The 21171-nt window shown below is 45.8% G+C and carries 15 protein-coding genes and 1 pseudogene; 5 read left to right on the top strand and 11 right to left on the bottom strand.

The genetic code is table 11. From position 1 onward, the window contains the following. The first annotated feature begins 60 nt into the window (after positions 1-60). The 3 genes from Q5L94_RS04630 (at position 61) to nspC (ending at position 4638) form a co-directional block, all read left to right on the top strand. Complete coding sequence (locus Q5L94_RS04630; RefSeq protein WP_317497287.1) at positions 61-2217, top strand: prolyl oligopeptidase family serine peptidase; 2157 nt, start codon at positions 61-63, stop codon at positions 2215-2217. Positions 2218-2289: 72 nt separating this feature from the next. Next, positions 2290-3489, top strand: a complete 1200-nt coding sequence (locus Q5L94_RS04635) for a saccharopine dehydrogenase family protein (protein ID WP_034822448.1) — start codon at positions 2290-2292, stop codon at positions 3487-3489. A gap of 15 nt (positions 3490-3504) precedes the next feature. Further along, complete coding sequence (gene nspC, locus Q5L94_RS04640) at positions 3505-4638, top strand: carboxynorspermidine decarboxylase (protein ID WP_317497288.1); 1134 nt, start codon at positions 3505-3507, stop codon at positions 4636-4638. A gap of 33 nt (positions 4639-4671) precedes the next feature. On the opposite strand, the gene Q5L94_RS04645 is transcribed toward nspC, so the two are convergent. Genes Q5L94_RS04645 through acs form a run of 7 tightly spaced genes read right to left on the bottom strand, consistent with a single transcriptional unit; the run spans position 4672 to position 14165 of the window. Next, the gene (locus Q5L94_RS04645) at positions 4672-5298 is read right to left on the bottom strand and encodes a tetratricopeptide repeat protein (protein ID WP_317497289.1); all 627 of its coding nucleotides are present in this window, start codon (positions 5296-5298) and stop codon (positions 4672-4674) included. A 37-nt stretch (positions 5299-5335) separates the two neighbouring features. Beyond that, positions 5336-6124: a type III pantothenate kinase gene (locus tag Q5L94_RS04650; protein WP_317497290.1), complete on the bottom strand. Its 789-nt coding sequence runs from the start codon at positions 6122-6124 to the stop codon at positions 5336-5338. After that, positions 6111-7106 (bottom strand): bifunctional biotin--[acetyl-CoA-carboxylase] ligase/biotin operon repressor BirA, encoded by a 996-nt coding sequence (gene birA / locus Q5L94_RS04655; RefSeq protein ID WP_317497291.1) that lies wholly within the window; start codon positions 7104-7106, stop codon positions 6111-6113. Before birA ends, Q5L94_RS04650 begins: the two co-directional genes overlap by 14 nt. Then, positions 7103-8104: a UDP-N-acetylmuramate dehydrogenase gene (gene murB, locus Q5L94_RS04660; RefSeq protein WP_317497292.1), complete on the bottom strand. Its 1002-nt coding sequence runs from the start codon at positions 8102-8104 to the stop codon at positions 7103-7105. Before murB ends, birA begins: the two co-directional genes overlap by 4 nt. Beyond that, positions 8101-11574, bottom strand: a complete 3474-nt coding sequence (locus Q5L94_RS04665) for a PAS domain-containing hybrid sensor histidine kinase/response regulator (RefSeq protein ID WP_317497293.1) — start codon at positions 11572-11574, stop codon at positions 8101-8103. The genes murB and Q5L94_RS04665 overlap by 4 nt, the downstream gene beginning before the upstream one ends. Next, complete coding sequence (locus Q5L94_RS04670; RefSeq protein ID WP_317497294.1) at positions 11571-12203, bottom strand: response regulator transcription factor; 633 nt, start codon at positions 12201-12203, stop codon at positions 11571-11573. Before Q5L94_RS04670 ends, Q5L94_RS04665 begins: the two co-directional genes overlap by 4 nt. A 21-nt stretch (positions 12204-12224) precedes the next feature. Next, on the bottom strand, positions 12225-14165 hold the full coding sequence (gene acs / locus Q5L94_RS04675) for an acetate--CoA ligase (RefSeq protein WP_317497295.1): 1941 nt from the start codon (positions 14163-14165) through the stop codon (positions 12225-12227). A 183-nt stretch (positions 14166-14348) separates the two neighbouring features. Here acs and Q5L94_RS04680 point away from each other — a divergent pair, with 183 nt between their 5' ends. Continuing rightward, the gene (locus Q5L94_RS04680) at positions 14349-15521 is read left to right on the top strand and encodes a DcaP family trimeric outer membrane transporter (RefSeq protein WP_317497296.1); all 1173 of its coding nucleotides are present in this window, start codon (positions 14349-14351) and stop codon (positions 15519-15521) included. A gap of 132 nt (positions 15522-15653) precedes the next feature. Here Q5L94_RS04680 and Q5L94_RS04685 read toward each other — a convergent pair whose 3' ends face one another. The 3 genes from Q5L94_RS04685 to Q5L94_RS04695 all read right to left on the bottom strand — a co-directional run bounded on the left by Q5L94_RS04685 (position 15654) and on the right by Q5L94_RS04695 (position 18549). Continuing rightward, positions 15654-16001, bottom strand: coding sequence for a DUF4870 family protein (locus Q5L94_RS04685; RefSeq protein ID WP_054489284.1), 348 nt, complete (start codon positions 15999-16001; stop codon positions 15654-15656). 143 nt (positions 16002-16144) lie between these two features. Next, positions 16145-16540: a hypothetical protein gene (locus Q5L94_RS04690; RefSeq protein ID WP_317497297.1), complete on the bottom strand. Its 396-nt coding sequence runs from the start codon at positions 16538-16540 to the stop codon at positions 16145-16147. An 8-nt stretch (positions 16541-16548) separates the two neighbouring features. Continuing rightward, positions 16549-18549: a hypothetical protein gene (locus Q5L94_RS04695; protein ID WP_317497298.1), complete on the bottom strand. Its 2001-nt coding sequence runs from the start codon at positions 18547-18549 to the stop codon at positions 16549-16551. A 113-nt stretch (positions 18550-18662) separates the two neighbouring features. Between Q5L94_RS04695 and Q5L94_RS04700 the strand changes: the two genes are divergently transcribed. Further along, positions 18663-20606, top strand: a complete 1944-nt coding sequence (locus Q5L94_RS04700; RefSeq protein ID WP_317497299.1) for a S8 family peptidase — start codon at positions 18663-18665, stop codon at positions 20604-20606. 92 nt (positions 20607-20698) lie between these two features. On the opposite strand, the pseudogene Q5L94_RS04705 reads toward Q5L94_RS04700, so the two are convergent. Further along, positions 20699-21168 (bottom strand): annotated as a pseudogene (locus Q5L94_RS04705) (transposase); the annotation flags it as partial. Between the last annotated feature and the right edge of the window lie 3 nt (positions 21169-21171).

Genomic DNA, 21171 nt, shown 5'->3' on the forward strand with positions numbered 1-21171 from the left:
CTTGTTGTTTTGACAGCAAATTCCTATGATCACCCCAGAATCTAAACAGGAAGCCCAACCATGACCCGTTACTCAGCTTTTATTCTTTGTTCGACTGTGTTGATACTCAGTGCCTGTAGCTCTTTTGAAGAGAAAAAGGAACAACCTAAAGGCCCTTACCCAGAAACTAAAACCGTCGCCCAGCAAGATGATTATCACGGTACACGGGTTGTCGATCCTTACCGCTGGCTAGAACAGGATAACCAGGAAGTCGCAAATTGGGTGGATGCGCAAAACCAGTTATCAACACCTTTATTACAAAAACTTCCCGCGTTCGCGGACATTAAAGACCGCATGACTGAACTGTGGAATTATGAAAAAGTCAGCACGCCTTTTCGCTACGCTGACCGGTACTTTTATTTCTCAAACGACGGTCTTCAGAATCAATCTGTGCTTTACACCATGACCAATTTAAACAGTGCCCCGGATGTTTTGATCAACCCTAATAACTTCAGCGATGACGGAACCGTTTCGCTAGCGCGTATTAACGTTTCTCCCAACGCGACTTATATTGCTTATGCGACTTCTGACGGAGGCAGCGACTGGACAGAAATCAAAGTCCGTCATGTCGAGTCAGGAAAAGACACCAGTGACGTTATTGAAGGGGTAAAATTTACCGAAGTCGCCTGGCTGCCAAACGAACGCGGTTTTTATTACAGCCGCTACCCTGAAAATAAAGACGGCACCTTTGACGATACAAAACCTGTCAGTGTCTATTTTCATAAACTGGGAACCAGACAAAGCGACGACGAGCTGATTTTTGCTTTTGATAACCAGCCCGCTCTAAACCCTTACGCAAAAGTATCGGACGATGGCAAATACTTACTTATCGATGTTTTTAAAGGCTACGATGCTAATGCAGTATACCTGCGTCCGCTAGCTCAGGAAGACGCTCCTTTTGAAGGGCTTTTCACCAAGTGGGACGGCCAATATCAGTACGTTACCAGCCAAAACGATCAGCTGTATTTTAAAACCACGAATGGAGCCTCAACAGGTCGGGTCGTTGCCGTTGACCCCAAACAGCCTGAACCTGAAAACTGGAAAGAAATTATCGCCGTTAAAACTCATACACTGAAAGATGTACATGCGGTAGATGGTCAACTGTTTGCGCATTATTTGCAGTCAGCGCGCTCACGAATAGCTATCTTTAATATAAAAGGAACCATGCTGCAGGAACTGGCATTACCCGGTATTGGCTCAATTAGTGGTTTTGAAGGCAGCCATAAAGCACCCGATGTGTTCTTTTCCTTCAAAGGTTTTACTGAGCCTGGAAAAATTTATCGTTACCAGCCTGACCAACAACGCACCACCTTGTGGTATGAAACCGAAGTTCCGGCCGAGTTAGACCAATATACAACCGAGCAAGTGGTTTACCACAGCGCCGATGGCACCGAGGTTCCGATGTTCTTGGTACACCGCAATGACATTGAACTTAACGGCAAAAACCCAACGCTGTTATATGGCTATGGCGGCTTCAACATTTCTATTACTCCAGATTACGACACAACCCGTCTTGTCTGGTTAGAAATGGGCGGTGTACTGGCCATTCCTAACCTTCGCGGCGGCGGTGAATTTGGTGAAATGTGGCATCAACAAGGCACGAAAGAAAACAAGCAAAACGTCTTTGACGATTTTATTGCCGCGGCTGAATGGTTAATAAACAGCAATTATACCAACAAAAATAAGCTAGCTATTCAGGGGCGCAGTAACGGCGGTTTATTGGTCGGCGCTACTATGATTCAGCGTCCTGAACTGTTTGCCGCGGCTCTTCCTGCCGTTGGTGTTATGGATATGCTGAGATACCAACTGCCCAGCGCCAATGCGCGAAGCTGGGGTAGTGAATTTGGTTTAAGCGAAAATAAAGAGGAATTCCAAACTCTTTATGCTTATTCTCCGGTGCACAATACCGAGAGCGGCACCTGTTATCCGGCAACACTCATTACCACTGGTGACCACGATAATCGAGTGGTTCCATGGCACAGCTACAAGTTTGCAGCGGCATTACAACGTGACCAAAGTTGCGACCAGCCCATACTGTTAAACGTAGAGACTCGCGCTGGTCACGGTGCCGGCACGCCAACCTGGATGCGCATTGAAAAACACGCGGGAAACTGGGCCTTTTTATATAAGCATTTAGGTATGAATTCAGAGGCCGCACAAAGCAACGCTTCTGAATGATGATTTCATAAAAATATGCTATCTTTCGCAGCAACTTTATTAGTTAAAAGATTTCTGTGAAGGATAGCATTCATGTCTAAAGTTCTAATTATTGGTGCTGGCGGTGTTGCTGGCGTAGTCGTACAAAAATGTGCGGGCTTACCCGAAGTATTCTCTGAGATTCACCTGGCCAGCCGCACCCTGTCAAAATGTCAGGCGCTGCAGGAAAAAGCGGGGAAAGACCGCGTTGTTGGCGTTTATCAGGTCGATGCTGATGATTCAGCAGAAGTGGCTGAACTTATCCGCGGTATTAACCCATCATTAGTTATTAACGTCGCACTTCCGTATCAGGACCTGCCTATCATGGACGCATGTCTGGAAACCGGTGTGCACTACCTTGATACTGCTAACTACGAACCAAAAGACGAAGCCAAATTTGAGTATTCCTGGCAGTGGGCTTATCAGGAGCGCTTTAAAGAAAAAGGCTTAATGGCATTGTTAGGAGCCGGTTTCGATCCGGGTGTGACCAACGTCTTTACCGCCTATGCCGCTAAGCATTACTTTGATGAAGTCCATTACCTGGACATTGTTGACTGTAACGGCGGTGACCACGGTCAGGCGTTTGCGACTAACTTTAATCCGGAAATTAATATTCGTGAAATTACCCAAAAAGGCAAGTACTGGGAAAACGGCGAGTGGCACGAAACGGATCCTATCAGTGTGCGTAAAGATCTGGACTACCCCAATGTTGGCGTACGCCCTTCTTACCTTCTGTTTCACGAAGAGCTGGAGTCGCTGGTTAAGCACTTCCCGACCATTAAACGTGCGCGTTTCTGGATGACTTTCGGTGAACAATACCTGACTCACCTACGTGTACTTGAAAACGTCGGCATGACCTCTATCCAGCCGGTAGAGTTTGAAGGCAAAAAAATTGTACCTCTGGAATTTTTAAAGGCCGTGCTACCTAACCCGGGTTCTCTGGCAGAAGGTTACACTGGCAAAACCTGTATTGGTACTTATGTGACGGGAATGAAAGACGGTCAGGAAAAAACCATTTTCATCTACAACAACTGTGACCATGCCGAGACCAACAAAGAAGTGGGTGCTCAGGCCGTTTCTTACACTACCGGCGTACCGGCGATGATTGGCGCATCTATGATGTTGCAGGGTCACTGGATGGAACCTGGCGTCTGGAATATGGAGCAGTTTGACCCGGATGAGTTCATGGAGCGCCTTAATAAATATGGCCTGCCATGGCAGGTTCAGGAATGCGATAAGCCATTTGAGAAGTAACAGAGAAGATAACGCATGAGCCAATATACATCGCCGGAAATTCCGTCTCCCTGCTATGTGCTGGATGAAAAACTGCTGCGCAAGAACCTCGAGCTGATGCAGAAGGTGCAAGAGCAAAGCGGTGCTGACATTATTCTGGCACTGAAAGGCTATGCCATGTGGTCTGCCTTTCCGCTTATTCGTCAGTATCTCAAAGGTTGTACCGCCAGCTCTGTCTGGGAGGCAAAGCTGGCAGCGGAGGAATTTTCGCGCGAGGTTCATGCTTATGCGCCGGCTTATAAACAGGACGATATTGATGAATTGCTGCCGCTGGTGAATCACTTGTCATTCAACAGTGTTTCTCAGTGGCATAAATATCGTGAACAGACAGCAGCTGCCGGGGTTTCCATTGGTCTGCGTATTAACCCGGAGCATCAGGAAGCCGAAACCGAGCTTTATGATCCCAGCGCGCCGGGTTCACGCCTGGGTATTCGCGCCAGCGAGCTTAAGCAACAGGACTTAACCGGCGTTGAAGGCTTGCACGTTCATAACCTGTGCGAGTGCGACTCTTTTGCCCTTGAGCGTACCCTGGAAGCCGTTGAAAACCGTTTTGGCGAACAGCTAAAACAAATGAAATGGCTGAATCTGGGTGGCGGGCATCTCATGACCCGTCAGGGCTACGATGTCGACCATCTGATAAACCAGTTGAAGCGTTTGCGTGAAACCTACGACCTGCAAGTGATACTGGAACCCGGCTCGGCCGTTGCCTGGCAAACGGGTCCGCTGATATGTGAAGTGGTGGATATTGTTGAGAACCAGGGGCAAATTGCTTTACTGGATATTTCAGCTACCGCGCATATGCCGGACGTACTGGAAATGCCTTATCGTCCGGTCATTACAGGAGCAGGCTTACCAGCCGAAAAAGCCTTCAGTTACCGCCTAGGTGGCAACAGTTGCTTAGCCGGGGATGTTATTGGCGAGTACAGTTTTGATCAGCCGCTGGCTGTTGGTGACCGCTTAGTCTTTGAAGACATGATGCACTACACTATGGTGAAAACATCATTCTTTAACGGCGTTCAGCATCCGGCTATTGGTATTTTGCGGGAAAGTGGTCAGTTTGACTGTGTACGGCAATTCAGTTATGAAGACTTCCGCAACCGCTTGTCTTAAACACGGATAAGCTAAATCTAGAGAAAAAGGCCACTAATCCAGTGGCCTTTTTGCTTTCTCAACCACCGAAGGAGGCATCCGTTCAGCCAGCTTCGCAAGTTTTTGTTCAATATCCGCATAAGTCCGCTTATCAGCGGTAACTGAGTTATGCAGCCAACGATACGCTTTTTCGTAATCGTAAGGGCTGCCCTGACCAGACAACAATATACCGGCAAAGCGTCGCTGCGCAGGCAAATTCCCTAACGATGCGGCTTCACGAAGGTACAAAATCGCGCGCTCGATGTCTTTCTGCACCAAAACTCCTTCGTGGTAATAGCGCCCTAACTGCTCCAGAGCTTCCAGTAAGCCATGCTGAGCTGCTTTCTCCATATACAGCAGGCCAAGTTCAGGGTCGCGGTCATAACACACGCCCCAGGCCATCATGTCGCCATAAAGAAACTGATAAGTTGGCCGACGCTCAAGCTCAGCCTGTGCTTCAATATCCTGCGCCAGCTGGCAACGATCGGTATCCCGTACTCGTTTAAGATGCGCGTTGGTTGCAAACATCTCAACAAGTTCGGCGTCTGAGTACAGTTGCACAGCCTCAACGTCCTGCGACTGCGCTTTGTGCACTGCGGTCAATCCGGCTACAGCAATCAGCATTGGAATGACTATTTTCATAAAGTTGCCTGTGGTCTCTCTGAATATGCCTAAAAGCTTAACTGTTTAGGTTATCGGCACAGAGCCGCAAACCCTTAAACAACAAATCGTCATAACGACAAAATTCAACCGACAACGTTCGCATCAAATGTTCGCCATCACCACCGGTAACCACCACATCAAAAGGCTGGTCGGAAAAATAGCGGCCGGACAACTGAATCGCTTGTGCAATAGCACCGGTTAAAGCAGCTTCAGCTCCTTGAGTAATACCGTCAAAAGTATCCAGCCCGGCAGCTAAACCATCACGCTCAATATCATTTACCGTAATGCCTTTTAAATTAGCCGTACCCTGACCCAGGGCATTTAGCATTAACTGTCGTCCGGGAACAATCCAGCCGCCAAGATGACGGCCATCAGCCATCAGCCAGTCAATGGTTAGTGCAGTACCCGCATCCACAATCAATGCGTTCTGTTTCACTTGTTCATGACAGCCAAGCAAGGCCATCCAGCGGTCCGAGCCGAGGCGCTCGGGTTCTTTCGTGTAACCATTAATGACGCTGGCTTGCTGTGCTCTGGTTTTTTGCCAGAAAACTTTTATCCCCAGTTCCGCCAGCGAGCTATTTAACGTATCCATCACCTGAACAGCGGCCACACTGCAACCAATGGCCTGCTGTTCACGTTCTAGCTGACGACCGCTGACAACCTCAAGAAGCAAATCTTTTAGCGGCTGGCTTAAATCGTTTAGCCAGCTTTGATGAGGAATAGCCCCCAGAATTTCTATCGTGTCGGTGTCAGTATCCCACCAAGCAAACTTGCTGCGGGTATTGCCCGCATCAATTAGTAGCATCTTGCGCCCTCAATGAAACTTCACCACCAAAATAACGACGTACGCCCTGCTCATCTTCTACCAGTAACGCACCATTTTCGTCGATTCCACGACAGGTCCCTAAACAAACTCTCTGTCCCATAATGAGCTTCACCGGTTTATCGAAAAAACAATCGTATCGGCGCCAGCTTTGCTGAAAAGCAGCCAGCCCCTGTTCTTCGTATAGCTGTAAAGCCGACAGTACAGAGGCACGTACCTGCGCCGCAATATGATTACGCGACATTGGCTGCGGCAGTTCGGTGTTCAGATCCGTCCAGGCTTGATCAATGCTCGCACCAACATGCTCTGGCATGGTTAAATTAATGCCAATACCAATAATGCTGTGCGCAGCGCCTTCAGGCGAGGTTTCAAGATCGACCAGTATTCCGGTCACTTTCTTCCCGCGAATATAAACGTCGTTAGGCCACTTTACGCTAACGCCTTCAATCCCCAAGCCGGTAAAACATTCCGCTAAGGCTACCCCGGCTGCAAGGCTTAACCCCATAGCGCCATGAATGCCGTTATCTAAAGGCCAGTACACACTAAAGTAAAGGTTATTGCCAAAGGGGGAAATCCATTTTTTTCCACGACGTCCGCGCCCAGCTGTCTGAGCTTCGGCGAAAATAGAAAAACCGGCTTCTAAAGGCCCTTCTTTGGCCAACGCTTTAACCCGGTCGTTACTGGAATCAACCACCGACTTCACTTCAAACCCCGGCGACTGCCGCCACTCTTCCGGGCTTTCCTCTTCAATAAGCCCGGCCTGCAAAAGCTCTATCGGGCGGGCAAGCTTATAGCCACGACCCGTTACCGAAAACAGCTCCAGCCCCAGCTCTTCAAGTTTATGAATGTGTTGATTTACCGCTGCCCGGGATATAGCCAGAGACTCACCAATAGCCTGCCCGGAATGAAACTCACCATTAGCCAGTAAAGTAATTAACTGATCAAGACGTTCTGCTTGCTTCATCTCTCTACCGCCAATTGTACAAGGCCATGCTGGCCAACCAGACGAACTTCAGGTTCCAGCATAATGCCACTGGCATCCGCCACTTGTTTCATAATTTTCAGTGCCAGCTGCGTAATATCACGGCCCGTGGCCTGTGCTTTATTAATCAATACCAATGCCTGGTGCGGATTAACAGCAGCATCGCCAACAAACGCTGACTTCAGACCTAAATGCTCAATAAGCCATCCAGCCGCCACTTTTACTTGGTTATCGGCTACGGGGAAATAGACCATGTCCGGCCATTTCTGCAACAGCTCATCAAGCTGTGCTTTGGTAATAACCGGGTTTTTAAAAAAGCTGCCGGCATTGGGTATAACTTTTGGGTCCGGCAATTTTTTCTGACGCACTTCCACAACCGTGTCGAAAATTTTCTGAGCACTCACATGTCCCTGCAGTTGGTTTAACGGAGCATAGTGAGTAACCGGCTGCCAGTCTTTCGGCAACCGAAACACCACCGACGTTATCAACCAACGGCCAGGGTTTTGTTTAAAGACACTGTCGCGATACGCGAACTGGCAGGCTTCTCTGTTCATAGAAACCCAGCGTTTTTCTTTAATATCCCAGGCAGTTACCTGCTCAATAAAGGTTGCCACCTCGACCCCATAAGCCCCAACATTTTGCACCGGAGCGGCACCGACTGAGCCCGGAATTAGCGCTAAGTTCTCCAGCCCTTCGATACTTCTTCCGCGTAAGTCAGCAACAAAGTTATGCCAGCTCTCGCCTGCTGCGGCAGTAATTAAATACGAGTTTTCCTGTTCTTCAATGCAGACACCCAGTAGACGATTGCAAATGACGGTTCCATAGAAGTTGTCGACAAATAAGGTGTTACTGCCCTCACCAAGCAAATAATAAGGTTCCTCAAATGCCAAACCCTCGACGTCATCGCTACTTTTCAGTTCAATTAACGAACGGCATTGTGCCGGGAGTTTAAATGTGTGTCGCTCGGCAAGCTCTATCAACTTCTGGCTCCTCCCGCCTTTCGGGTGCTAATGTATTTTAAAAATGCTTTTAATGCGGCAGGCTTGGCCGGTTTAGGTAAAAACTGCAGGCCGCTTTTTCGGGCTGCCTGCTTCACGGCATCATCGCGCATGGCTGTCACCAAAGCGGCCGGTATCTGTTGCTGCCAAATATCACGTAATTCCTGCGCCAACTGTAAGCCGTCACCGTCACCTAACTGATAATCTAATAACAGTCCGTGCGGCGCTTTGTTCTGGCTGTGAGCCTTGGCATAAGCTAAAGCTTTGCTATAACGATTAAAAGTCAGGGCTTCACATCCCCACTTGTGTAACAGCGCACTCAACGCGCTTAAATTCTCATTGTCGTCATCGACCACAATAAGCTGTAAAGGGTCAGATAAAGCATCTTCCAGTTGCTTCTTCGGCCGACTGACAACCAGCGCGCCATTACCTAACGGCACTCGTACCGAAAAACACGAGCCTTTACCTTCAACCGACTCAACCTGTACGTCACAGTGTAACTGCTCACCCATACGTTGCGCGACACTTAGCCCCAGGCCGACACCGTCTACAGTTTGATTCTGTACTCGATAAAATGCATCAAATACCTTATTTTGCTGTTGAGCCGCAATGCCCGGCCCGGTATCCCATACAGCTATCTGAAGTTCATCTCCGCGCTTACGTACGCCTAACAACACACTCCCCGTCTGGGTGTATTTTATGGCATTCGATAAAAAGTTCTGCACAATTCGGCGCAAATACGTTGGGTCGGTGTACACTGGTCTGTCTTTATAAAACGCACGAAAATCCAGTTTTCGCTGCTCGGCCAGCACCGAATATTCTTCAACCAGAGGCTCCAGTAATGAGCTAAGTTGTACATGTTGAAACTGCGGTTTTAAAGCCCCCTGATCCATTTTTGCTATCGACAGCAAGGTAGAGAGTAAATGCTCAGTTGATCCAAGCGCGGTATCCAGCTTGCCAACCAAAGACAGGTTCCGCTCCGAAAGTTCTTTTTCCTGAATAGCCGAAAGGTACAAACGCGCCGCATTAAGAGGCTGCAAAATATCATGACTGGCCAGCGCCAGAAAACGGGTTTTAGAAGCATTGGCTGCTTCAGCTTCAGCCTTGGCTTTTTTCAGCTCATCCTCAACTTGTCGGCGCCTGTCTATTTCCGCTGTCAGCTCCTGGTTTATCTCGCGTATTTCCTGAGTCCGAACATCAACCCGCTGCTCCAGGTCAATATTCGCATCTTCCAGCGCCTGCTGGGTTTCAACGTGCGACGTAATATCGGTAAAACTGGTAACGAAGCCACCGGTCGGCAATGGGTTACCTACCATCTCTATCACCCGGCCATCGGCGCGACGACGAATAAAACGGTGTGGCGACCCCTGCTGCATATAACGCAAACGCTTATTAACCAACCCATCAACGTCACCAGGCCCACATTCTCCGCGTTCTGCGTTATAACGGATAAGGGTCGCTATAGGCTGCCCGGGCTTCACCATTCCCTCAGGGTACTGAAATAAATCCATATAGCGTTTATTCCAGGCCACTAGCCTCAACTCCGCGTCGACAACACTAATGCCCTGAGCTAAATTCTCCAGTGAGCTAAACAAAATAGATTGCTGAGTTTGCAGAGCTTGCGTTGTATCGTCAAAGAAGTGAACAACTTCCTCTAAATTCAGCTGTTTATCGCGCAGCGCAGCGTCAACCAATGAGCGCGCCGTGGCTGCCCCCAATACCCCCGCTATTGCTCTCTCCACAAAGCTAATAAACGGCTTTTCTGCCACAGCCTCCAGCGGAAGTTCGGTGTTTTCCGGGCGCTGATAATATTGCATTAACTGCTGAGCCCGTTCCGCACCTAAAAAGGTTCTTAACAGCAACAACATATCGGCATTGGTGGCGTTGTCGTTCTTGTTGAAATGCAAATCGGGTAAAGCGGCTCGGGGCTTAACAAAAGCGGTTGCCTGAATACGGTCAACCAGACGGGGTTTTGCCAGTAATGAAAACACAATAAACCCAAAGCTATTTAAGGCTAACGAAACCACAGTGCCCCGGGTTATGATTTCTACGTCGGTCAGTTGTAAGTTGGTGTAAAGCGGTATTAATACCGCTAGAACCCAGCCGACTGAACCGGCTGCCAACCCGGCGTAAACGCCCCGCGCATGTCCCTTACGCCAGTAAAGTGCGGCAAGCAACGCCGGCAGCAACTGCAACACCAACGAGAACGCCAACAAACCAATACTGACTAAATTGGTACGCGCAGCCCAGAAGTAATAACATAAGAACGACAGCACCATAGTAACGGCTATGGCCACTCGACGAATTAATAGTAGTGCCCGGTCGTATTCACGGCGCCGATGTTTCAGCGGTAAGCGCGACTCTCGCTGCAGCAAAATGGGCATGATAACGTCGTTGGTTATCATGGTACTTAAGGTAACAGACGCGATAATCACCATGGCAGTCGCTGCCGATATACCACCAATAAAAATAACCAGCGATAACCAGAGCTGCTCTTTGAGTAACGGCAGTTGTAATGCGAAAGTCGAACCGTCGGTAGTTGCTGACAAGTAAAAAGTGCCCGCAATCGCAATGGGAACAATTGCGGCAGCGGTCAGTGCCAGATACAGAGGAAAGCCCCAACGGGCCGTGCGTAAATGGCGAACATCAACATTGTCCACCACCGCCACATGAAACTGTCGGGGTAAACAAAGAATAGCCCCGGCCGCCATCAGGGTTTGTACAATGAACTCAAACTCGCCAAAGGCTGCAAATGACCATTGCGGTTTCGTTACGTCACTAAAAGAACTGAACAAGTCCGACTGAGCGTCTCCCTGAATTAAATACCAGGCAAAAACCCCTGCCGCCAGCAATGCGACCAGTTTTATCATCGACTCAACAGCAATAGCCAGTATCATGCCACTGCGATATTCAGTGACTTCAACATGGCGGGTACCAAACAACATAGCAAAAATAGCCATTAACGCAGCGGCACCCAGCTCTTTTATCGAAAACTCGGCCATCACTCCAGTGCTTTCAGTCAGAACCGCAAAGCTAATGCCCACAGCTTTTAACTGCAGCGCAATGTAAGGAATAATGGCAACGGCAGCAATGGCAGTAACAGCCACCGCAAGCCGCCTGCGTTTACCAAAGCGGGAAGAAATAAAGTCGGCTATTGACGTAATGTTTTGCTGTTTACTAACCGAAACCAGCTTTTCCAGAATGCGGATACCAAACAGGAACAGCAGAATTGGCCCGAGCAGAATAGGAAAAAATGCCCAACCGTCAACCGCTGCATTGCCCACAGCACCGTAATACGTCCAGGACGTACAATAGATGGCCAGCGACATAGAATAGACAACTGGCTTGTGACTGATTTTATTCGCCCACGAGCCTGCACGATCGCCCCAGGTGGCAACTGCGAAGAGGAAGATCACATAAGCCAGCGAGGCAAATATCAGTAACCAGGTCATAACTGCAGACGTTCAGCCACCAAAACTGCCTGGGTACGACTGTACACGCCCAGTTTGCGAAAAATTGCCGTAATGTGCGCTTTGACGGTTGCTTCAGTAATGCCCAATTGATAGGCAATTTGTTTGTTCAGCAAGCCTTCATGAAGAAAGTGCAAAACCCGATATTGCTGCGGGGTAAGCTCCGAAACCTTTTGCGCAAGCTGCTGATCTTCGTCCGAAATCACATCAAGACGTTCTCTGTTTTCTTTCGGAACCCAGGTGTCACCCTGCAGGATGGTGTCTATCGCTTCGGCTATTTCGGCCGAGGGTAATGACTTTGGAATAAAGCCCAACGCCCCAAAACCAATACACTTAGCCACAATGGAGGAATCCTCACTACCGGAAATGATAGCAACGGGAAGCAGTGGATAGTCTTCTCTGACACGAATAAGACCATACAAATCACCACTACCGGGCATGTGTAAATCCAGCAGCAATAAATCGACATCGTCGTCTTTATTCAGCGCAGTAAGGGTTGAATCTAAGTCTTCAGCTTCGCGTAAAGTCAGCTCAGAAAAGTGATTCGCGAGAGCGCCCTGAAGCGCCTCGCGGAACAATGGGTGGTCATCTGCGATTAAAAATTTCGCCATGAGATTCCAGATTAGGTGACATTATTTATTCATTCGATTCTCTATCAAAGAATCTACCACACTTGGATCGGCAAGCGTAGAGGTGTCACCGAGGTTTTCGTATTCATTAGCGGCAATTTTACGCAGAATACGACGCATAATTTTACCGGAACGGGTTTTCGGTAAGCCGGCAGTCCAGTGAATTAAATCCGGACTTGCTATTGGGCTAAGTTCGGAGCGAACCCAGTTGCGAACCTCTTTAGTCAACTCATCAGTGACTTCAACACCTTCAACCGGCGTGACATAAACATAAATACCCTGACCTTTTAAGTCATGCGGATACCCTACCACAGCCGCTTCCGCGACAGATTTATGTGCAACCAGAGCGCTTTCAATTTCGGCGGTACCCAAACGGTGTCCTGATACGTTCAGTACGTCATCCATACGGCCCGTTATCCAATAATAACCGTCGGCATCGCGGCGTGCGCCGTCGCCACTAAAGTACATACCTTTAAAAGTAGAGAAGTAGGTTTGCTCAAAGCGCTCATGGTCTCCCCATAATGTGCGCATTTGACCCGGCCAGGAGTCTTTAATAACCAGGCCACCTTCGGCTTCACCTTCCTGAATATTACCTTCGCTATCAACCAACGCGGGCTGAATACCAAAGAACGGACGAGTCGCAGATCCTGGTTTCAAGTCCGTGGCACCAGGCAATGGCGTAATCAAAATACCACCGTTTTCGGTCTGCCACCAGGTATCCATAATAGGGCATTTGCCGTTACCAATAGCACGGTGATACCACTCCCAGGCTTCCGGGTTAATTGGTTCACCAACACTGCCCAGAACCCGGAGACTTTCACGTGTCGAGGTTTTAGCCGCTTCGTCGCCTTTTGCCATTAATGCGCGAATAGCGGTTGGCGCCGTATAAAGAATGTTCACTTGGTGTTTATCGACAATTTCGCCAATACGGCCAACACCAGGATAAGTCGGAACACCTTCAAACATCAGCGTGGTTGCGCCATTAGCCAATGGCCCGTAAACAATGTAAGAGTGACCTGTAATCCAGCCAACATCCGCAGCACACCAGTAGACTTCGTCTTCCTGATAGTCAAAAACGTACTCGTGGGTCATTGATGCGTACACCATATAACCACCGGTGGTATGCACAACCCCTTTAGGTTTGCCGGTTGAACCCGAGGTATAGAGAATAAATAACGGATCCTCGGCATTCATTACTTCAGCCTGACACTCGTCACTGACGTCACCAATCAGCTCATGCCACCAGACATCACGACCTTCGGTCCAGTCAACGTCACCTTCGGTAACACGGCACACAATACTATGCTCAAGCGAAGGACAGGCATCGTCAGCTAAGGCTTTATCGACATTGGCTTTCAAACCAATGGTTCCGCCGCCACGCCGACCTTCATCGGCGGTAATAATGGCTTTTGCCTGACAGTCGTTAATACGATCAGCAATCGCATTAGGTGAAAAGCCGCCAAAAATCACCGAGTGGACCGCACCAATGCGTGCACAAGCCAACATGGCGTAAGCCGCTTCCGGTACCATGGGCATATAAATAGCCACACGGTCACCTTTACTAATACCTAGTTTTTTCAGACCATTAGCAAAACGGGATACCTCTTTATGTAGCTCGCGATAAGTGATGTGTTTGTCTACACTAGGGTCGTCGCCCTCCCAGATAATCGCAGTTTTATCTGCTTTCTTCGCTAGGTGGCGGTCGACACAGTTATAACAAGCGTTTAAAGTGCCGTCTTCGTACCACTTGACGCTGACTTTTCCTGATTCGAAACTGGTATTTTTTACTTTGTTGTAGGGTGTGAACCAAGTAATACGCTGCCCGTGTTCACTCCAAAACCCTTCAGGATCGTCTATAGACTGTTGGTAAAGTTTTTTGTAACCGTCATTATCGATTTTGGCTTTTGCTTTAATGTGTTCAGGGACTGAATAGAGTTGCGACATTACCTCTTCCTCCTTAATTCGCAAGATGGTATCTGTTGTACGTTTTAAAAGGCTTAAACACTATTAGACCATAGTCTAGATTGATAAAAATTGACCAGTTAACGAGAATTAACAGCGTTTATCTTTGGCATAACAATAAAATGCACGAGCAAAACGAACACTTGGCTTACAGGGGAGAACACCATGGCTAAAGCAAGTATAGCAAAGAAATTCACCGTATCAGCAGCAAGCGCTGCCGTACTCGGTGTTATGAGCTTAGGCGCTCAGGCTAATGACACCGAAGTCAACTTTGGTGGTTACGTAAAGCTGGACATGATGGTTTCAGACTATGCCGATGGCGAGACACCAGACAGTAACCGTATTGACCGTCAGCAGTATATTCCCAGTCTGACGCCCGTTGGCGGTGAAGGCGACGATCCGGTCGTAGACTTTCATGCGCGTCAATCACGCTTTTTCCTTAGTAGTAAAACCGAACTGGATAACGGTGAAACCCTGACAGGCCATATTGAAATGGACTTTCAATTAACTCCGCAAGGCGATCAGCGTATTTCAAACTCTTACAACCCTCGTATGCGGCAAGCTTTTTTAAAGTATGGGAAATGGACTTTTGGGCAAACCTGGTCGAACTTTCAGGATTTAAATATTCTGGCCGAATCCGTCGATTTCATCGGTATTACTGACGGTATTGTCTTTAACCGGCAAGCACAGATTCGCTACACCGACGGCCCTATTAGCGTCTCAATTGAACAGCCGGAAACGACTGTTACACCTGTCGGCGGCGGACGTGCAGTTTCAGAAGACGGTGTCATTCCCGACTTAGTATTTAAGTACAGCAGCAAATCTGACAATTTAAGTTGGCAAGCTTCGGCCATTTTACGCCAGTTAGCCTGGGATGTTGATGGCAACAACGATGATGAAACGGAAACGGGCTATGGTGTAAGCTTTGGAGCCAAGTATACCTTTGGTATGGATGATATTCGTGCTTCAATCACAACAGGTTCCGGCCTAGGCCGTTATTTAGGGCTTAACACCTGGAACGGCGCATATGTAAATACTGACGGTGACTTAGAAGCTATTGATTCGACCGGTGTATCATTTGCCTACCGTCATTTCTGGTCAGAGAAACTGCGCTCAAACGTGGTCTACTCACGAGGCTGGGCAGATAATGACGGTGAAGTACTGGCATTGGCAGGCGACATGACTGAGTACACTCAGCGCATTGCGTTTAACATGATGTATTCACCGGCATCTAACCTGACTTTTGGTGCGGAAATTTCAAAAGCAAACCGTGAAACTGAAGCCAATGTAGATGGTGATTTAAACCGCCTGCAGCTAATGGCGATGTATAAGTTCTAAAGGTCGCGTAGCCTGACATTCATGTCAGGTGAGATATTGACCCGGACGTGAACGTCAGGCTACAGGATGTACGTAGCCTGACATTTATGTCAGGTGAGATATTGACCCGGACGTGAACGCCAGGCTACACATCTAAATGTCAGCAATAACAGGTTTATTTTCTGACAGCGCCAGCCAACCACGAATTACGCGATAAATAACCCATATCGTAACCGCCAGTAGTACTAAATAACCGATCACAACAAACAACAGTATAATACCAATGATTGTTCCAATAACGCCTACCCAGAAGGTTTTAATTAGCCAGTTAAAATGACTTTCCACCCAAGTGCCACGGGCTTCACTACGCTTTAAGTAGGCTAAAATAACAGCAGCAATCGATGCAAAAGGAATAATGAGACTCAGGGCATATAAAATATACCCAACAAGTGCCATTTTCTTTAGTTGTTCCTGATGTTCTGAGTTCACTTCCATTGTCATAAGGTTTCCTCTTATTGTTGTTTTATTTCAAACTGGGTTTCCTAGATTACTCAACATTAAAGTGAATACAATAAGAGCTATAACTTTATTAATAGTTTCCTATCATCTTTAAAAAGCTAAAGAAAATATCTGCGCTTCAAAGATCAATCTACAGCCCTGCACTGACCACCTACAAGCTCTACTTCCGGTCGAGGAATAAACTGACAATTTGACATCTTACCCTCACTACTCCACGACTTAGATTGTGAATTATAACGGCGAACCAGGTCGAGAAGCTGAGCTTCGTTTTCAACATTTTCCGAGCTGTAAACTAAATAGAGCTCAGGTCCGCCACATGACTTATGGCCGACCTTAAGCAGTTTACATGATTCAACATTCGATGCGTCTGTTACACCTATTAACTTTCTAATATTAGGAACAGTTGCCTCTAACTGTTCACTTTCCGCAGTCACTTCAGTGTTATGACTCTTCGCAGAGTCGTTTGAGCAACCAAACAACAACGTAAGTGCAGTTCCTGCCAGTATTATTACAGATTTCACAGCCTCTCCTAATATTTACTTTTTTTAACAGCTAGCTCTAATAAACGGTACTTTTCAGAAAATACAAACTTATCATCAATTACTTCACCATAACTTTCATTATAAGCAAAACGAGTTGGTTGACCATCATCACCTGTAACAACTGGTGAACTACTATCTAACAAACCATAAGTATCAGATACATCAGACTCATTAATTATTTTATTATATAAAGCTGATTTTTGTTCCTCTAATTCATCAACACTAAGATAATATTCAATATTTTCAATTGTTGTTTGAATTGAATTTTCTTGATTTTCTAAACCTGAGACAGAATTACCATTAATGTTAAATATATATTGCATTGCAATATTATATTCTTGAATAATTGGCGCACTTAAAAAACGAATTTCTTCAATGTATTGTTCACGTTTTTCATTTGAAATATAACCTTGAACATTTAATAAGTTTGCAAACTCTTTAATTGCAATATCATACTCAAAAAATGCGCGAACTTTTGGCATTAACTGTTCCAATTCATCGATCTTAGCTTGTTCTTGAGCATTATATTCAGAAATAAATGCATTCATTCCAGCAACGTTAAGATCTTGACAATCTTCTACATTAAAATCTTCTTTTGATGTTGTTACGCAAGCAAAAATATAAGGGTATAACTGAAAACCACTACTAAATTGATCACGATATTCATCAATTGTACTTTGCAGTTTAGTTGTAATAGTTACTTCATTAGTTTCTCTATCCACAGACATGGAAACTAAATCACACGACTCCAAAGTAGGACTACTCATAGAGTTGCCTTCGTCATCTGTTCCAAGCTCACATGAATCATTTTCATCAACATCAGCTAATAAACTCGGAATCATCATTTCAATATCACGAATATAAACTTCTTTTGAGTCAGCAGCACCATAATTTTCAAGTTCTACTTTAAATGTTTTTGAACCTTGTATTGGTAATGCTACAGGAGTGTCATTGAAGTTCGTGAAACGACCCGAAGAATAAGCATTAAAATACATAATAGATACAGTTTCAGTTGCCTGTTCACCATCACTATTAGTCATTGTTACCGTATAGTTAATCAAAGGCTCATCATTATAATTGTATGGATTATAAATTAGAATTTCTTGAGCATTCATATTGTATTCATAAGAAAACGCATCACCTGAAACGTCTTTGTTAACTTCTATCTCAGTAACCTCACCAAAGTCCGAAGAAACCATGTATTCGACTGGATTTTGGGCTGGAGCAATTTCTACATAGTGTGCAATGTATGTTCTGTCCTCTTCAAATAGGTTATGTTTAATTTCTTTTGGTTCTTCACCATTACAGTAACCTTTAAAACAAAAAGCACCTTCTACTCCAAGCTCGTCCGTTTGCATAGCTTTAATGGTTATAGGTTGTGTAAGTAACTCTCCATTCTTATATGCTGAAACTGCGAATGTTATTGCACTCGGGCCGTCAACATCGTATGTATCAAACTGTAGTTTATTGCCAGCAACAGAAAACGTAACAAACTCTGACGAGATAGCAGGAATTGTGTACCCAGATAGCCGAGAATCAAAAATCAGCTCTCCTGAACTTTTTTCATCGACTCTAATTAAAATAGACCCGTCTCTTTGTGGCTCCGGGGTCTCCACACCAGAAAAGCTTTCAATACTTATAGCTATAGGTTTTATGAAGGTAGCCTCAATAATACAATCTTGTGATATGACTCCAGTATTATAAGTTGTTCCTACTAAATCCCCCCCACACCCACTTACTTCATCTATATCAAAACCTTTCTTGGCAAGCACTTCAAAATCCGCTGTCCTCCCCCCTTCGACTGAAATACTCGCTGGATCTATACTTCCATGCTCAGAATCAAATTTAGTAGATACTTCATAAGTCGTTGGGCTTCCTGCGTCCCCACCACCCGAGCTAGACTCGTTGTTGTCCGATTCTCCGCCACCACAGGCAACAAGGAATATAGATACAGTTATGGTAAGTGGCATTGAAAATATTGGTTTCATATAACAATCCAAAAGGGTTAATAGTTTGTTGAGAATGTTACGTAACATCTCTTGCAAACTCAACCTAAAAATATGACAATCGTCTTCATAAAATGTTAATTACCGAGGCGGTTATGAAATTAAAAGCTTTAGCGACCTTAGCAGGAATCTCTTTAACCTTTAGTTTTTCAATACAGGCGCAAGATATTTACCAGTTAAGCGCTATGACAACAGAAGAGTCAAAAACTGTATTGTCCGATAGAGAAGTCATAATTAAGTTCAGTAATCCGAATATCCTAGATGGCCTTTATACAACCCCAAGACTGACAAAGTTAAAACGTTTAAATGAAGGTTTTGCCGCGCAGCAGTATTCATCAAAAATACCTAGTCCAGAATTAAAGCAGCAGTCATTAGACACTCTAGCGATGATAGAGTCAGACACAGGGTTAAAGTTAAAAGCAGTTCATACCCTTAGAGATTATGGCTTATTTCAAGTCTCCAAAACTGACCTGGATGACGAAGAACTCTCCGACGTTCTTTATAATCATCCGTCTATAGCTGAGGCACAAGTTAACATCAGATTTAAATTGCAAGACGAGAAAGCAGAGCCTCCTTTTGGGATAGGTAGAATACAACCTCAAAGTATAAACCCAAATAAATCTAACGACCATTACTATCAAAACCAGACTATTTTCTACCGTCAGAGTCACTACCTTAAAGGGGCAGCAAGTGTTGAACGTGCTCGTGATTTATTAAATAAACACTTTTCATTATCTGGAAAAGAGTTAAATATTGTTGTTATTGACTCTGGATTGACTGAGCATGAGGATATTGAATGGGCTGATGGTTATAACTTTATTACTGATGAACTTGATGCCCGTGATCGTCAAGAAGTAACAAATCAAGATGGTGATACAGAGTATCATGTTACCGGCCATGGTTTGGCGGTAGCCGGAGTTTTTGGTGCAACAAATAATAATAGTGTTGGTACAAAAGGGATTTTACCAGTTTACTCTGATGGAACTGGTGTTGATCTTAATATTGTTCCTGCCGTTGCAGTAAATGACCATCATGGTTCAACTTTTGATATTTATCGCGCTATTTTATGGGCGGTACAAGCAAATGATGTTATTGGTGATCCTAACCTTCCTGAAAACCCGCACAAAGCAGATATCATTAACTTATCGGTTGGTGGTTTTTCACAATGCGGTAACTATGAATACAGTAATTTCTTACAAGAAGCCGTAGATATCGCCGCTAATAATAATGCGGTACTGGTAGCCGCAGCAGGTAATGAAGCATATATGGCTAATAATAATTCACCTGCAAGTTGTAATAACATGATTACTGTTGGTGCTTTAGACGTTTATGGAGAGCCTACTACCTTTACAAACTATGGTGAAGGAATTGACGTAATGGCACTTGGCCAAACTGTTTACAGCCCTATCAAAGACGACTCTGTTTATAAAGAAGGAGAACATAACAGTTATGGTGGGGTAAACGGTACAAGCTTCGCCGCACCTGTAGTGGCAGGGTTAGCGGGTATGTTGAAATTAATTGATCGTAATCTTAGTCCAGAAGAAATAGAGTCAATTATTGAGCGTACAGCTATTCCTTTACGTACAGCGACTCGAAATAACTTTCTCCACTCATGTACGACTATTGGTTGTGGATACGGAGCAGTCAACTTCGAGCGTAGTATAACTCACTTTTTAGATCCGATTCAGAACGCAAGTTTTGAAGCTGAAAGTTACTTAACCAGTATGACATCAAATGTAACCGAGTCAGACGCGCAGCTATACAGTAGTTTATTAGAAATGGACAGTTGCGATGCATTTGTTCTTAGAACCATCATTAATAACGAAGAGAGCTCAATCTCCTATCGAGTTTACGGAGGCGGCGATAGTTTAACCGCAGGAAATGGTGAATTGGTAGCCTCCACTAGTACTAATGATGTTCTACTCGATCGCTCTGCTTACACTAACTATTTGGCTGAGGTTATCGACAGTTCCAGTGGTAAAAAACTTGTCAAGCCTATTACTTTTTCGGACGCTACACTTCCGCTTTTTTGTCAGTGAAAGAAACGAATACGCTTAGCGCACAATTATGATCAGTTGAGCGTTCTAGTGAGGCTGCGAAACTCCAGTGATATAAATTATCACTGGGGGTTCTACCCCGTTATCACGGACGGTTTAAAATCGCACTAAACTGCTGATCTTGTTTTGCCAGTCTACGACGCATTCTTGGATTATGAAACCGCTCAATATAATCAAAGATATCTGGACGAGCTTCGTCTCTTGTTCGGTAACGGCGGTAATTCACTCTTTCACGCTTCAATATCCCAAAAAATCCTTCACAGGCGGCGTTGTCGCTTTAGTGACCGACTGCGCTCATGCTGCTGATCAGGTTATTAAATTTGAGAGCACGCTGATAATCACCGCTGGTAAATTGAGAGCCGCGATCCGAATGTAAAATCACCGGTTTATTGCCCGTTCGCTGCCAGACGGCCATTTCCACTGCGCGAACAACCATGTAACGATCCTGCCGATGATGCATGAACCAGCCCACTATCAGTTTGCTGTACAAATCGAGCACAACGCACAGAAACAGTTTACCTTCAGTCGTTTTGAGTAGAGTAAGAAG

It is taken from the genome of Idiomarina sp. Sol25, from assembly GCF_033052775.1.
Classification (GTDB): domain Bacteria; phylum Pseudomonadota; class Gammaproteobacteria; order Enterobacterales; family Alteromonadaceae; genus Idiomarina.

Bases quoted from the DNA above. Each gene is read 5' to 3' on its own strand.
- Q5L94_RS04630 (WP_317497287.1), top strand. From the start codon at position 61: ATGACCCGTTACTCAGCTTTTATTCTTTGTTCGACTGTGTTGATACTC.
- Q5L94_RS04635 (WP_034822448.1), top strand. From the start codon at position 2,290: ATGTCTAAAGTTCTAATTATTGGTGCTGGCGGTGTTGCTGGCGTAGTC.
- nspC (WP_317497288.1), top strand. From the start codon at position 3,505: ATGAGCCAATATACATCGCCGGAAATTCCGTCTCCCTGCTATGTGCTG.
- Q5L94_RS04645 (WP_317497289.1), bottom strand. From the start codon at position 5,298: ATGAAAATAGTCATTCCAATGCTGATTGCTGTAGCCGGATTGACCGCA.
- Q5L94_RS04650 (WP_317497290.1), bottom strand. From the start codon at position 6,124: ATGCTACTAATTGATGCGGGCAATACCCGCAGCAAGTTTGCTTGGTGG.
- birA (WP_317497291.1), bottom strand. From the start codon at position 7,106: ATGAAGCAAGCAGAACGTCTTGATCAGTTAATTACTTTACTGGCTAAT.
- Q5L94_RS04665 (WP_317497293.1), bottom strand. From the start codon at position 11,574: ATGACCTGGTTACTGATATTTGCCTCGCTGGCTTATGTGATCTTCCTC.
- Q5L94_RS04670 (WP_317497294.1), bottom strand. From the start codon at position 12,203: ATGGCGAAATTTTTAATCGCAGATGACCACCCATTGTTCCGCGAGGCG.
- acs (WP_317497295.1), bottom strand. From the start codon at position 14,165: ATGTCGCAACTCTATTCAGTCCCTGAACACATTAAAGCAAAAGCCAAA.
- Q5L94_RS04680 (WP_317497296.1), top strand. From the start codon at position 14,349: ATGGCTAAAGCAAGTATAGCAAAGAAATTCACCGTATCAGCAGCAAGC.
- Q5L94_RS04685 (WP_054489284.1), bottom strand. From the start codon at position 16,001: ATGACAATGGAAGTGAACTCAGAACATCAGGAACAACTAAAGAAAATG.
- Q5L94_RS04695 (WP_317497298.1), bottom strand. From the start codon at position 18,549: ATGAAACCAATATTTTCAATGCCACTTACCATAACTGTATCTATATTC.
- Q5L94_RS04700 (WP_317497299.1), top strand. From the start codon at position 18,663: ATGAAATTAAAAGCTTTAGCGACCTTAGCAGGAATCTCTTTAACCTTT.